General features: G+C 34.0%; 1 protein-coding gene (running past one end of the window). It reads left to right on the plus strand.

The features are described 5' to 3' along the window. Window positions 1-17,320: the start of a hypothetical protein gene (locus NJU99_RS06785; protein ID WP_254577971.1), read on the plus strand. It continues 21,950 nt past the right edge of the window; 17,320 of the gene's 39,270 nt are visible here — the first part of the coding sequence; its start codon is at window positions 1-3; the stop codon falls past the right edge of the window.

A 17,320-nucleotide genomic window follows, 5' to 3' on the forward strand; every position in this document is an offset into this window, starting at 1 on the left:
ATGGCAACAGATAATAAATATGTAAAGTATCAAAACAAAAGTGTTAAGATTGTAGATAAACCCCAACAGGGTGAAAATGTTTCAGTTTATGTAAGACCTGGGGATTTAGTTGATTTTAAAATTCCAGGTTATAACTTGGAAGATTTAGAGTATGAGTTAGTTGGTGGGGATATTGTAATTGATATTCCCAACCAAGGAACTTTTACTTTTGTTTCAATGGCTCTTATGGGCTACAACGACACACCACCAAGATTTGCTAGTAACTCTGGAAAACAGCTTAGCCTTGGTGATATTTTATCTGAAGTTGAAGAAATCAACTCCTTGCCTATTGATTCTTTAGTTTCAAATATCGATGTAAATATTCCTGATAATACAGCAAAAGAGAATGAAGAGGGTGATGAAACACAACAAAACCCTCAAACTGCACCACAAGTTATAATTCAAGAAGTTGAAGTTGCCCCTGAACAAGATCTTGAAGAAAAAACTGACGATAATGAATTTGAACTACCACCAGAACCAGCACCAGAAGTTGTAGAGGTTGTTTTTACAGATGATGCACAAGATAGTTCAAGTAGTAGTGAAACTTCAAAAACAGAGGGTGTTACGCCTACTTTAGAGTTTGATATAGATATTCAACATGTTAATGCAATTGATTCATCAGATGGTACAACACTTACTGTTCAAGGTGGTGGTGGTGTTGCTTATGGAAACTATTACCCATCTGAGAGTGATACAAATATAAGTAGTGATGTTTTAAACCAATCTCAAAAGGAGACTTTAGATTATTCAGCGATTACAGCAAGTCAGTATAGCAATGTAGTTATACATGCGGATGATAGCTCACTTTTTGATGCAAATAAAACTTCAAGAACTATTACGATTAAACCAAACCAAGGTACTGGTTTTGCTTTAGATAAAGTAGTAATTAGTGGAGATGATTTGCCAAGTGGTTTTGATGTTAAATATGCTACTAAATCAGGAAATACTTATACTTTAACAAAAGATAATCCTGATACAGATGAGATTGAAGGTTTTATCGTAGATGGAAGTGGAAATGCCTTGATTACTTTCTCGGTTGACACTACAAATGTAACTGTAAATGATATTGAAAATGCAACTTTAAAAATAGAAGCTACTTCAAAGTTTGATATAAATAATGTTTCAGAAGATAAAAAAGCAGATGTTGAAACACCTGTTCTGACTGAAATAAAAGCAGAAAATGAATATGGTTTAAATATAAAAGAGCTTCTTGAAAATCCTACTAAGTCAGATTATTACTACAACAAAGAGGCAGTTGATAGTGCGGGAAATGCCCTTCCTACAGGATTTGTTGTAACTGCAAATATAAATGACAATTTAATCAAAGGATCACAAACTTTAGATAATACAATCTATGGTGGAATAGCAAATGATACAGTAACAACTGGAAGTGGAAAAGACACTATTTATGGTAATACTGGCGAAGATATTATAGATTCAGGTTCAAATGATGATGTTATTGACTCAGGCGAAGATGATGATACTATAACTGCTGGTACTGGTAATGATACTATTAGTGCTGGAACTGGGAATGACACAATAGATGCAGGATCTGGAAATGATGAGATTTCATCAGGAAGTGGTGATGATACTATTATTCTAGGTTTAGGTGATGACTCTTTAGATGCAGGAAGTGGTATAGATACTATTGATTTTTCAAGTATTGATAATCAAAACAATATAGGTATTAATGCTAACTTAGAAACTGGAATTATCACAGGTGATGGAACAGATACTGTAAGTAATGTTGAAAATATTTTAGGTACACAAGATAATGATATTCTAACTGGTTCTAGTCTTGACAATGTTATAGATGGTAATGCTGGAGATGATACTATAGATGGGAAAGCAGGAAATGACACTATAGATGGTGGAGCAGGAAATGACACTATAAATGGTGGAGCAGGAGATGATAAACTAATAGGTTCATCTGGTAGTGATACAGTATCTTTTGAAAACAGTAATGTAGGTGTTACAGTTGATTTACAAAGTGATAGTGCAAATGATCAAATAGGTTCTGCTACAGGTCAGGGAACTGATATTTTAGAAGATTTTGAAAATATTATAGGTTCATCACAAAATGATAAACTAGAAGGTAATGATGAAGATAATAGTATCTCAGGACTAGATGGAAATGATGAATTAATAGGTCATGCCGGTAATGATATATTAGATGCAGGAGAAGGAGATAATACTCTTGATGGTGGAGAAGGTAATGATACTTTAATCTCTGGAAGTGGAGAAGATACTTTAAATGCAGGTGAAGGAAATGATAGTCTAAATTCTGGTGCAGGAAATGATGAAATTAATGCTGGAACTGGAAATGACAGTATCAACGCAGGAGCTGGAAATGATACTATAGTTGGTGGAGAAGGAAATGATATCATTGAAGGTGGTTTAGGAAATGACACAGTAGATTTCTCTAACTCTTCATCAGCTCAAATTGTAGATTTATTAAATGAACAGGCATCAGGTGGTGAAGGTCTTGATGATATTGTAGGTGTTGAAAATGTAATAGGTTCAAAATTCAATGATACTATCACAGGTGATAATGAAGACAATATTCTAGAGGGTGACAGAGGAGTTGACACTCTTGATGGTGGAATAGGAAATGACACTTTAAAAGGTGGAACAGAAGATGACTTACTTATTGGTGGACTAGGAGATGATACGCTTGATGGTGGAGATGGCTCTAGTGATACAGCTAGTTATGCCGATATTACATCAGGTGGGGTTGAAGTATCCTTAGAAACTACAGCTGCCCAAGATACAAAAAATGCAGGTACAGATACTTTAGTAAATATTGAAAATCTAACTGGTACAAGTTCTGATGATACATTAAGTGGAAATGCTCAAGATAATACACTTTTAGGTGGAGCAGGAAATGATACTTTATTTGCAAATGGAAGTTCAGCTTCTGGCTATGACTATTTAGATGGTGGAGCAGGAAATGATGACCTTGTAAGTTTTAGTAATTTAAATAGCTCAATTACTATTGATCTATCTTTAACAGATAAGCAAAACACAGGAACTCAAGATATTATTGTAAGAAATATTGAAAATGTAGAGGGAAGTTCTCAAAATGATTCAATAACTGGCTCAAATGCTTCAAATGATTTATATGGTTTAGATGGGGATGACTATATAGATGGAAATGGTGGAAATGACACTATTTATGGAGGAAATGATTCAGATACACTGTTAGGAAATAGTGGAAATGATGAACTTTATGGCGATGCAGGAAATGACACTCTTGAGGGTGGAGCAGGAGCTGATAAACTTGAAGGTGGGGCAGATAATGATACTTTAATAGGTGGTTCCGGAAATGATATTCTTGATGGTGGAGATGGAGTAGATTTAGTTGACTATTCTGATTCTAATGCTGTTAAATTAACACTTGCTAATACTGGTCTTGAAGCAACTGCAACAATTGGTTTAGAAGAAGATACTGTAAAAGATGTTGAAAATATCACAGGTTCAGAGTTTGCAGATACTTTAGGTGGAAATAATGAAAATAATGTAATTGATGGAAATAGTGGAAATGATACTTTACTTGCAAGTGATGGGAATGATACACTCACAGGAAATAGTGGAACAGATACTATAGATTATAGTGCAAGAAATAATAGCATTGAACTTACATTAGATTCAAATAACCCTGCATTTTTAAAAGAAAATGGAGTAAATAAAGATACTATTTTTCAAGTTGAAAATGTAATAGGTTCACAAACTGACGATACAATTACTGGTGATGAAAACAATAACATCATCAAAGGTCAAGAAGGTGATGATACTCTAGCTGGTGGTAAAGGTAATGATTATTTAGACGGTGGAGATGATATAGATACAGTTGATTATTCTTATATTGATAACATATTAACAGATAGCCAAGGTGTTAATGTTGATTTATCAAACAACAGAGGTGTTGACTTAAATAACAATAACATAGATACTTTAGAAAACATTGAAAATGTTACTGGTACAAAACATGATGATATTATTTCAGGAGATAGCCAAGACAATATTTTAGATGGTAAAGCAGGTGATGATACTTTAAAAGGTGGAGCTGGTGATGATAGCTTTATTGGTGGAGATGGAGTTGATACTGCTGATTATTCTGATGTAGATGAAAAACTATTTATTGATTTAAAATCTACTACACCAAGAGAGGTTTCTACTGGTCTAGGTATTGATTCTTTTGATTCAATTGAGGGTGTTTTAGGTGGTTCTAATGATGATACTTTAATAGGTACAAATACAGAAAATAACCTAGTTGGTAATGGTGGAAATGATACTTTAATTGGCTTTGGTGGAGATGATACTTTATCAGGTGGAGATGGAAATGACTGGGTTAGTTTTGGGTTCACATCAAATGATATTAAAGTTGATTTATCAGATAATGCAGCTCAAAATACAGGAGCAGGAAATCTAATAATTTCAGGTGTTGAAAACATTGAAGGAAGCTTTGGTGATGATACATTTACAGGAAATAGTGAAGATAATACTTTACAAGGTGGCTATGGAAATGACACTTTAATAGGAAAAGCTGGAAATGATGTATTAGATGGTGGAAGAAATCAAGACTCTCATACAATTAGAATTACTAATCCTTCAATAGCTGTGTCTTTTGTAATTGGAGCTGTTACTATATCTACAAGTGCTAGTGCAAATGAAGATACAATGTTAGATGCTTTAGTTGACGACTTTAACTCAAAAAATACAGATTTATCTTTAGGTAATTTAGTTCGAAATGGAAATGAATTATTACTTCAAACTACTCAAAATGTAAGTGGGCTTTCAAATGCTACTGATACTGCAAAAACTTTTATTGATACAGCTGATTACTCAACAAGTTCTGGTTTATCAATTGATGTTGATTTAGAGAGTGGAACAGCTGATTTAACAGATGGAACAACTGATACTTTAATAGATATAGAAAGAGTTGTTGGTACTTCTCAAGATGATAATATCAAAGGAGATAGCAAGGCTAATATTCTTGAAGGTCAAAACGGTGATGACACTATTTATGGTAGAGCTGGAAATGATACTATTTATGGACAAGATGGTAATGATTATCTTTTAGGTGGTGAAGGTGATGATACTATTTATGGTGGTGTAGGAAATGACACTATCTATGGAAATGAAGGAAATGATAATCTAAACGGTGGTCTTGGTGAAGATACTTTATCAGGTGGGTCAGGTGATGATAATATAAATGGTGATGCTGGAAATGATAAAGTAATAGCCAACTTTCAAGCTTCAAATTCTGACACAAACGATGTAAATGATGTAATTGATGGTGGAACAGGTATTGATACTATTGATTACAGTGGAACTGACTTTGATGGACATAAGATAAATGCAGATTTATCATCAGGTATTGTGTCAGTTCAAGATGGTGACCGTGATGAAATCTCAAACATTGAAAATGTTACAGGTACAAACTACAATGATGGAGATAATTCTACTATAGAAGATGTTATTGTTGGAGATGAAAATGATAATACTTTCAAAGGTGAAAAAGGTGATGATTCACTAAATGGTGCAGCTGGAAATGATGAACTTTATGGTGGAGAAGGTTTTGATAAGTTAGATGGTGGAGCTGGTGATGATAAGCTTTTTGGTGATGTTGGAAATGATACATTAATTGCCGGAAGTGGAACAGATGAACTTGATGGTGGACTTGGAGATGATACTTTAAGTAGTGGTTCAGGAGATAATTTACTTAATGGTAATCTAGGAGTTGATACAGCTGATTATAGTGGAAGTAAGGCTGTAAATGTTGATTTAAATATCACAACTTCACAAGATGTATTTTCTGATGGAACTTCAAATGATACTCTTTTATCAATAGAAAATGTTACAGGTTCTAGTGCAAATGATATAATCAAAGGAAATGCAGAAGATAACTCTTTATTTGGTTCAACTGGAAATGATACCTTAGTAGGAAATGCAGGAAATGATACTTTAAACGGTGGTGCAGGTCTTGAAGATGTAGCTGATTACTCTAATCAAACAAATGCAATTACTGTAAATTTAAAAACACCAGATTCAAATGGAAACCAAGTAACGAATGATGGGCAAGGTTCTTTTGATACTTTAGAAAATATAGAAATCATCAAAGCTTCACAAGGTAATGATAATTTAACAGGAAGTGATAACTCTGATACATTTATAGCAAATGAAGGAAATGATGTTATAGATGGTCAAGCTGGAGCTGATGTACTTGAAGGAAATGCCGGAAATGACACTTTTAAGGGTAGTGATAATGATGGGATTGACTCTATAGATGGTGGAGAGGATTTAGATACTTTAGATTATCAAAATATTTCAGGAGATATAGAAGTAACTTTAAATGGCTCAACTGAAGCTATTTTAAAGATTGATGGTGTTGATAATGACAGTATTAAAAATGTAGAAAATATTACAACAGGTAGTGGTGATGATACTATTACAGGTGATGATTTAAATAACACTATTATTACAAATGCAGGTGACGATAATGTTGAAGGTGGAAGAGGAAATGACTATTTAGATGGAGGTTCTAATACTTCTGTTGGTGATAGTGTAGATTACTCTTATTTAGATGATATTACAGCATATACAAGTGGTGTAAAAGCAGACTTATCAAATGAAACTGCAAGTGACTTAGATGGTGGTGATGCTGTTGGTACTGACATTTTAAAAAACTTTGAAAATGTTACTGGATCAAAAAATGATGATTCACTTATAGGAAATGATTCAGCTAATACACTTAGCGGAAATGCAGGTGATGATGTACTTGAAGGTAAAGACGGAGATGATTCACTTGATGGAGGTCTTGGAAAAGATACTTTAAAAGGTGGCGTTGGTGATGATATTTTAAATGGTGGTATTGGTGATGATATTGATACTGCTGATTTTTCTGATGCCACAGGAGATTTAAATATTGATTTAAATGCTTCTGGTGAAGTTGATGTTGGTGCTGGTTTAGGAAAAGATACTTTTATCTCTATTGAGGGTGCTATTGGTGGAGATTATGATGATACTATCAAAGGAACATCGCAGGCTAATACTCTAATAGGAAATAATGGAGATGATACTTTACTTGGTGGAGGAGCTTCATCTTCTTATGATTATATTGATGGTGGAAATGGTACAGATTTTGTAAGTTATAGTTATATTAAAGATGAAACACAAGATGTTACTATAAATCTTGGTTTAGAATACGATGGAGATGGACACTCTTATAATGACCCTGATGGAGATGTAGATACTTATCAAAATGCAGGTGCAGCTGGAAATTTATTTATCAAAAATGTTGAAAATCTTGAAGGTGGAGCAGGTGATGATACACTAATTGGAAATGACCAACAAAATAGATTAGTAGGTGGAGTTGGTGATGACTGGCTTATTGGAGGAACAAATAGTAATACTTTAATAGGTGGGCAGTCTGAGACTTTAGATAGTAAAGAGATTGATGAAACGAATAATGATGCTTTATCAGGTTTAGGTATTGATACTGTTGATTACTCAGGCATTACAAGTAGTATTGGAATAAATGCTAATATGAATGATGGAGATGATACATCAAGTCAAGCAGGAGAAGTTCAATATAATGCAAGTTCTGTAGATAAACTTTATGGTATTGAAAATATTAGAGCTTCAAAAAATGATGATGAAATCACAGGTGACATAGATGATAATGTTTCAAATACTTTTGAGGGTATGGGTGGAGCTGATGTTATCTCTGGTGGAGCAGGGGATGATACTATTTATGGTGCTTCATCTACTGATGACTTAACATCTACTGATGGTGCTGATACTTTGTATGGTGGAACTGGAAATGATGAACTTCATGGACAAACAGGAGATGATACTTTAATTGGTAATGAAGGCGATGATAACTTAATAGGAGGAGCTGGAAATGATACAGCTGACTACTCTTATTTAGATACAAGCTCAAATAGTGTAATTGCTGATTTTACTTCAAATACTGCTACTGTTTCAAATGGAACTGATACAGATACTTTCAATAGCATTGAAAATGTTACAGGAACAAAAAACAATGATACTTTCATCATGCAAAGTGGAAATGTATCAAATGTAATAAATGGTGGTGCAAATGGTATTGATACTATCGATTACTCAAACTACACAACAAATGGTATTGAAATCGATTTAAGTCTTACAGCTTCACAGGAAATTGTAGTAGGAGATTTTGACACAGTTGAGGGTATTGAAAATATTATAGGGTCTCAACTAAAAGATACTATCACAGGTAATGATGAAAATAATAACATAGACGGCCATGAGGGAAGTGACTCTATTATAAGTAGTGCAGGAACTGATACTCTTAATGGTGGAGTTGATGCTACATCAAATGATATTGATGTGGTTGATTATTCAAATCAAACTCAAAAAGTAGTATTAACTACACAAGCAGGAACTTCAAACTATACTGTAAATAAAACAGCTAGCTCATCTAGTGATTCTTTAACAAATATAGAAGAAGTTATAGGTTCATCGTATGATGATACTATGACAGGAGATAATCAAAAAGATGTATTTAAAAGTGGTTCTGGAAATGATGAACTAATAGGTAATGCAGGTGATGACTCATTATATGGAGAAGATGGTGATGATAAACTTATTGGCGGAACTGGAAATGATATTTTAGATGGAGGGGATAATACTTCTATTGGGGACACAGTTGATTATAGTTTAAGAACTGATGAGATTAAAGTTGACCTTACAAATAATGAAGCAATTATTGATACATCAAATGATGATACTTTTGGTGCAGGTGATGAACAAGATTCACTTTTAAATATAGAAAATATAGAAGCCACAGCAGGAAATGATACTTTAATAGGTAATAATTCAAACAATACTTTAATAGGTAATGCAGGCGATGATTTACTTGAAGGTGGAATGGGTGCTGATTATCTTACTGGAAACGCAGGTGATGATACTTTTACTTTCAAAACTTCTAGTGAAACAACAGGTGATTATATTGATGGTGGTGAAACAGATGAGACTGCAGGAGATAGAGTTGATTATAGTTCAGTAACTAATGGAGTTAACGTAACATTAGGAGAAGCAGGAATTGAAACTGATGTAATTATCTCAAATGTAAACGATCATCAAATAAAAGATATAGAGCATGTAGATGGAACTAATCAAAAAGATATTATTACTGGTAACTCAGAAGACAATACTTTAAAAGGTAATGATGATAATGATACATTAACAGGTAATGCAGGAAATGACGAACTTTATGGTGGAAATAATAACGATACATTATCTGGTGGAGCAGGAAATGATTTACTTGATGGTGGAGCTGGAAATGACACTGTAGATTACCAAAATGCAAGTGAAGATTTAGATGTAGATATTACAGATGGAACTAAGTTTATTAGTGCTTCACAAGGAACTGATACTTTTAAAGATATTGAAGGAATCATTGGTGGAAGTGGAAATGATAAACTTACAGGAAACACAGGAGCAAATACACTTATAGGAAATGATGGAGATGATACATTACTTGGAAATGGTGTAAGTACAGGTTCAGGAATTGATTATTTAGATGGTGGGGATAATACTACAAATGGTGGGGACTTTGTAAGCTTCTCTTATAGCTCAACTGGAATAAATGTAGATTTATCAACAACAGCCCAACAAGATACAGATGGTGTAAATGGTGCTGATTTAATTATAAAAAACATAGAAAATGTTGAGGGAAGTAATGGTAATGATATTATTACTGGAAATAGCTCAAACAATATCATAAAAGGTTTAGATGGAGCTGACTCTATAAATGCAAGTGCAGGAGATGACTATATTTATGGAGGAAATGAAACATCAGATACTTCTTTAGATGATATAGTTGATTATTCAGCTCAGTCTAAAAAAATAACTCTTACACAAAATTCAGGTAGTGCAGACTATACAGTTGATAAAGTAGCAGGAGGAACGGATACTTTAGATGGTATAGATACAGTTATTGCTACAAGCTACAATGATGAACTTACTGGAACGGATTCAAAAGATATTTTCATAGCAGGTGCAGGAAATGATGAACTTACAGGTAATGCAGGTGATGATACACTAAAAGCAGAAGATGGAAATGACATCTTGAAAGGTGGTCTAGGAGAAGATCTACTTGATGGTGGTGATGGAGTTGACAAAGTTGATTATAGTGATAGATTAAATGCTGTAAAAGTTGACTTAGAAAATGGACAAGCAACAGTTGATACACAAAATGATAATGACTTTGATATAGACGATGAAAATGATTCTGTTTTAAATATTGAAAATATTGATGCTACAAATTATGATGATTACTTAATAGGTGATGTAAATGTAAATACTATTGTAGGTAATGACGGAGATGACACTATTAGAGGTGGTGGTAGTGGAGATATTTTATATGGTAATGCAGGAGATGATACTTTTGAATTTACTTCAACTGCCGATGAATCAAGATTTGATGTAATTGATGGTGGCGAAGCAAATGAAGATAATGGAGGAGATACTCTTGATTATAGTTCTCTAACTTCAAAAGTTGATGTAGTATTAGGTGAAAGTGGAGTTACAACTGATGTTACTGTAGGAACAAGAACACAAGACCATGAAATAAAAGACATTGAAAATGTAAAGGGTACTAATTTAGGTGACAGCTTATTTGGTAATAGTGAAAACAACTCTTTATATGGTAATGATGGAGATGATACTTTAAGAGGTGGTGCTGGTGATGACTACCTTGATGGTGGGGCAGATAATGATACTGTAGATTATAGCCAAGCAAGCGAAGATTTAGATGTTGATATTGCTGATGGAACTAAATTTATTAGTACATCACAAGGAACGGATACATTCAAAGATATTGAAGGTGTTATTGGTGGTTTAGGTAATGATATTTTAAAAGGAAATGAAAAAGCAAATACACTTATTGGTAATGCAGGAAATGATACTTTATTTGCAAGAGGTACTACAACTGGAACTGACTATCTTGATGGTGGTGAGAATGCTGATGGAAGTATAAGTCTAACTGATGAAGATTATGTAAGTTATGCAGACAACGCAACAACTGGTGTAACACTTGATTTATCAAAAACTACAGCACAAGATACAAATGGTGATGGAAACAATGATTTAATCATTAAAAATATAGAAAATGCAGAGGGTTCAAACTTCAAAGATATTCTTACAGGTGATGACCAAGTAGGTGGGAATACTATAAAAGGTTTAGATGGCGATGATACTATAAATGCAAGTGCTGGGGATGATTATATAGATGGTGGAGCAAATAATGATCAAATGTCTTATGCAAGCCAAAATCAAAAAATCATTCTTACATCATCAGGAACTGACTATAGTGTAGATAAAGATATAGATGGAACAGATACTCTAACAAATATTGAAGAAGTTGTAGGGACAGACTATAAAGATACTATGACTGGTGGTGCAAATGATGATATCTTTGTTGCAGGAGATGAAGCTGATATTCTAAGAGGTGAAGCTGGAAATGACACTTTACAAGGTCAAGAAGGTGATGATTCACTTTATGGAGGAACTGGCGAGGATTTACTTGAAGGTGGAGCTGGTGCTGATACTTTAAGTGGTGAAGCTGGCGATGACAACATCCAAGGTGGAACAGGTGAAGATAAGATAGTAGCAAGCTACCAAGCCTCAGGGGATGATGCAGATAATGATAATGACATTATAGATGGTGGAAATGATACGGATACAATAGATTATAGTGGAAGTGAATTTGATAGTCATAAAATAAATGCAAACTTGTCAACAAATACAATCACAGCAGATGGAGCAGATAGTGATACTGTAACAAATGTAGAGAATATCATAGGAACAAATTATGATGATTCAGATACAAATACAATAGATGATATTATCATAGGAGATGATAAAGCTAATAGTATAAATGGTATGGCAGGAGATGACTCTTTAGTAGGAAATGAGAATGACGATATTATCCGAGGTGGAGCAGGATTTGATACTATAGATGGTGGAGCAGATAATGATACATTATACGGTGATGCTGGAAATGATTTAATTGAAGGTGGAACAGGAGAGGATTCACTATACGGAAATGCAGATGATGATGTACTAGATGGTGGAGATAATGATGACTACTTAGATGGTGGAGTAGGAAATGATACACTTAAAGGTGGAGCAGGAGATGATTCATTATTAGGTCAAGCAGGAGATGATACTTTATTTGCAAGTACAACTGAGGGATTAGATGAACTAAATGGTGGAACAGATACAGATACAGTTAGTTTCGAAGATGCAACAACAACTATAAATGTAGATTTATCAAATAGTTCAGCCCAAGATGTTGGTGGTACAGCAGATGATGATGTTATTTTAAATAGTATAGAAAATGTAATTGGTTCAAATCAAAAAGATACTATAAAAGGTGATTCAGAAGATAATTCACTATTTGGTGGAGTTGAGAATGATACCTTAATAGGAAATGCAGGAAATGATATTTTAGATGGTGGAGATGGACTTGAAGATATAGCTGATTACTCAAATCAAGCAAATGCAATAACTGTAAATCTAAAAACACCAGATGCAAATGGAAACCAAGTAACAAATGATGGACAAGGCTCTTTTGATGAGTTAAAAAATATAGAAATTATTAGTGCTTCACAAGGTGATGATAACTTAACAGGTAGTGATAATTCAGATACATTCTTAGGAAATGCCGGAGCAGATGTAATAAATGCAAATGGTGGAGATGATTCAATAGATGGTGGAGCAGGTGCAGATATAATCCATGGAAATGCAGGTGATGATACAATCACAGCAGGTGATAATAATGACACTATTTATGGGGATGAAGGCGATGACAACATCCAAGGTGGAACAGGTGAAGATAAGATAGTAGCAAGCTACCAAGCCTCAGGGGATGATGCAGATAATGATAATGACATTATAGATGGTGGAAATGATACGGATACAATAGATTATAGTGGAAGTGAATTTGATAGTCATAAAATAAATGCAAACTTGTCAACAAATACAATCACAGCAGATGGAGCAGATAGTGATACTGTAACAAATGTAGAGAATATCATAGGAACAAATTATGATGATACAGATACAAATACAATAGATGATATTATCATAGGAGATGATAAAGCTAATAGTATAAATGGTATGGCAGGAGATGACTCTTTAGTAGGAAATGAGAATGACGATATTATCCGAGGTGGAGCAGGATTTGATACTATAGATGGTGGAGCAGATAATGATACATTATACGGTGATGCCGGAAATGATTTAATTGAAGGTGGAACAGGAGAGGATTCACTATACGGAAATGCAGATGATGATGTACTAGATGGTGGAGATAATGATGACTACTTAGATGGTGGAGTAGGAAATGATACACTTAAAGGTGGCGCAGGTTCTAACTCATTAGTAGGAAATGATGGAATTGATACAGTTGATTACTCAGGTTCTAAAGCTGTAACAGTTGACTTATCTATTTTATCTTCACAAGATGTATTTGGTGATGGAACTCAAAATGATAAATTAAGCTCAATTGAAAATGTAACTGGTTCAACATCAAATGATGAAATAACTGGAAATGTTGAAGATAACTCATTATTTGGTTCAAGTGGAGATGATTCTTTAAAATCGAGTGCCGGGGATGATACTCTTGATGGTGGAGCTAATAATGATACAGTTGATTACTCAAATCAAACTCAAGAAATTATACTTACAACAAACACAGGTACAAATGAATATAGTGTAAATAAAGGCTCAAATGGAACTGATAGTGTAATCAACACTGAAACTATTATTGCTACAAACTTTGATGATACTATGACTGGTGATAGTTTAAAAGATGTATTTATCTCAAGAGGTGGAGATGATACTTTAAGAGGTAATGCAGGTGATGATACTTTAAGTGGTGAAGCAGGAGAAGATACTTTATTTGGTGGAACAGGAGATGATGAATTACTAGGTGGAGATGATAATGATAAGTTATCAGGTGATGCCGGTGATGATGTTATTGATGGTGGAGCTGGTAATGACATAATTACTGCAAATTTTCAAGCAAGTAATGAAGACCTTGATACTACAAATGATGCTATAGATGGTGGAGTTAACACTGATATAGTAGATTATAGTGGAAGTGATTTTGATGGTCACAAAATAAACGCAAATCTAACTACAGGTGATGTTACTGTTCAAGGTGGAGATAGCGATACTTTAACAGAGATTGAAAATATAAATGCTACTAACTACAATGATGGTGATAACAGTACTATTGAAGATGTTATTCTTGGAAATACTTCAGACAATACTATAAATGGTCTTGCAGGTGATGACTCTATTGATGGAGCAGCTGGTGAAGATGTTTTAAATGGTGGAGCAGGTTTTGATAAGTTATCAGGTGGAGCTGATAATGATGAGCTTTATGGAAATGATGGAAATGATACACTTGATGGTGGAAGTGGTGATGATTATTTAGATGGTGGACTAGGAGATGATACTTTTATAGGTGGAGCAGGTTCAAACTCTTTAATAGGAAACACAGGGGTTGACACAGTTGATTATTCTGGTTCTAAAGCTGTAACAGTTGACCTATCAGATAACACAGTTCAAAATGTATTTGGGGATAACTCTCAATTAGATACTTTAAACTCAATAGAAAATGTAATAGGTTCAAGCGAAGCTGATGTTATTACAGGAAGCAATAAAGATAATTCACTATTTGGTGCAGATGAAAATGATATTTTAAAATCAAGTGCTGGTAATGATATTTTAAATGGTGGAAATGGAACTGAAAATATTGCTGATTATTCAAATCAAAGTTCAGCTATAAATGTAAACTTAAATAATGCCCAACAAGTTACAAAAACAGCAGGTGGAAGTGATACTTTAGAAAATATCCAAATTATTCAAGGAACAGATGATGCAGATAACTTCATAGGTGATGGAACTTCAAACACTTTAAAAGGTGGAGATGGAAATGATATTATTGAAGGTAGAGGCTCAAATGATAGTCTTTACGGAGAAAATGATGATGACACAATCACAGGTGGAGCAGGTGATGACTATATAGATGGTGGAGCAGGAAATGATACTGCAAGCTATTTAGATGCCACAGGTTCTGGTGTTACGGTTGATTTATCAGATACAAATTCTCAAAATGTAGGTGGTAACTTAGGTAGTGATACTTTAGTTAGTATTGAAAACTTAGAGGGTTCAAACTTTGCTGATAGCCTAATTGGTGACAACCAAGGAAATGTTATCACAGGAAAAGATGGTGATGATGAAATCACAGGAAATGCAGGTGCTGATAGCCTTTATGGAAATGAAGGAAATGACACATTTATTCAAACAGTAGGACATACTACAGGTGATGTTATAAATGGTGGTAGTAATACAGATACTTCAAGAGGTAGTGATACTGTTGATTATAGTGCTTTAAGTGATGCAAATGGAATAAAAGTATCTTTAAATGACACAGGTGTAGCAGGGGTTACGGTTGCAAACTCTTCAAATGATCATCAATTATCTGACATTGAAAATATCATTGGTACATCAGGAACAGATACAATAGAAGGTGATAGTGCTGATAATATTTTAAATGCTAATAGTGGTACAAATGACACTATATCTTTTGAAAATGCTTCAAGTTCTGTTTATGTAAACTTAGGTTCGAGTATTTCAAGTGATATTACAGGTGATGGTACAGCTGATAATATCAATGCTACAACAGCAGTAGGAGCTACTACAGGAACTGATACTATTACAAATTTTGATGATGTAAAAGGTAGTGTAAATAGTGATACTATTGTAGGTGATAGTGGAGATAATACACTTGATGGTGGAGCAAATGATGATATTTTAGTTGGTGGTGAGGGTTCTGATAGCTTAATTGGTGGAACAGGAAATGATACTGTTTCATATGCTCTTGATACAGGCTCTGTTGATGTTAGTTTAAGAAATGTAATTGGTACAGATGGTTATGGAGATACAGATAGATATGATTCTATTGAAAATGTAATTGGTTCTTCAAACAATGATACTATTGAGGGTAATGTAAGTAACAATATCTTAGATGGTGGTGATGGAGTTGATACTTTAACTTATAAAAATGCTCTTGCAGGTGTTACTGTAAACTTAGGTCTTGAAACAAATAATACAGGTAGTGACGGAACAGATACTATCAAAAACTTTGAGAATTTAGAAGGTTCTAATTTAGCAGATAATTTAACAGGGGATGCAAATGCAAATACAATTTCAGGACTTAGTGGAAATGATGCAATTGATGGTGCAAATGGAAATGACTTCTTATATGGTGGTTTAGGAAATGACACTTTCACTGTAAACTTAGGCGATGGAAATGATATTATTGATGGTTATTTAGACTCTCAAACAGATACAGATGATAGCTCAAATAAAGATACAGTTGATTTTAGCTCTATTGGCGGAGCAAATTATGTAAATGCAGACCTATCAAATACAAGTACAGCAAATGCAATAGTTACAGATGGTACTACAGTAAATCAAAGTGATACTTTAAGAAATATAGAGAATATCACAGGTACAAACAATGATGATACTTTAATAGGAAATTCTGAGTCAAATATCCTTGATGGACAAGCAGGTGATGATGAAATCACAGGTAATGCAGGAGCTGATGAGCTTCAAGGTGGAGCAGGTGATGATACTTTTAAAGGTAGTGACTTCAAAGACGACATAATCAATGGTGGAAATACTGATGAAACAAGAGGAGATACAGTTGATTATAGTGCTGTAACTTCTGGTATTACAGTAAATTTAGAAGATAATGGTTCAAATACAGATGTAGAAGTTGGAGTTGATACTACGAATCACACAATAGCAAATATTGAGAATATCACAGGTTCAAATACAGCAGTAGATAACTTAACAGGAAATAGCTCTGTAAACACTATCTTAGGACTTGGTGGTGATGATGTTATAGATGGTGATGATGGTGATGACTTCTTAGATGGTGGAGCTGGTAATAATACAGTTGCCTTTACAAGTGTAAGTTCTGGTGTAAATGTAAATCTTTCAAGTAGTGATTATACATATAATAGTGAAACTTTAAGTGCAAATAGTGCCATCTCAACAGCAACTGATGCAGACTCAAATGGTACAAATGACACAGATACAATCAATAACTTTAGAAATCTTACAGGTTCTACTTATGATGATGTTTTAGTAGGAAATGGTGAGATTAATAACATCAATGGTGGTGATGGAAGAGATGTTATTGATGGAC

This window comes from Arcobacter roscoffensis (genome assembly GCF_024267655.1).
GTDB lineage: Bacteria > Campylobacterota > Campylobacteria > Campylobacterales > Arcobacteraceae > Arcobacter_B > Arcobacter_B roscoffensis.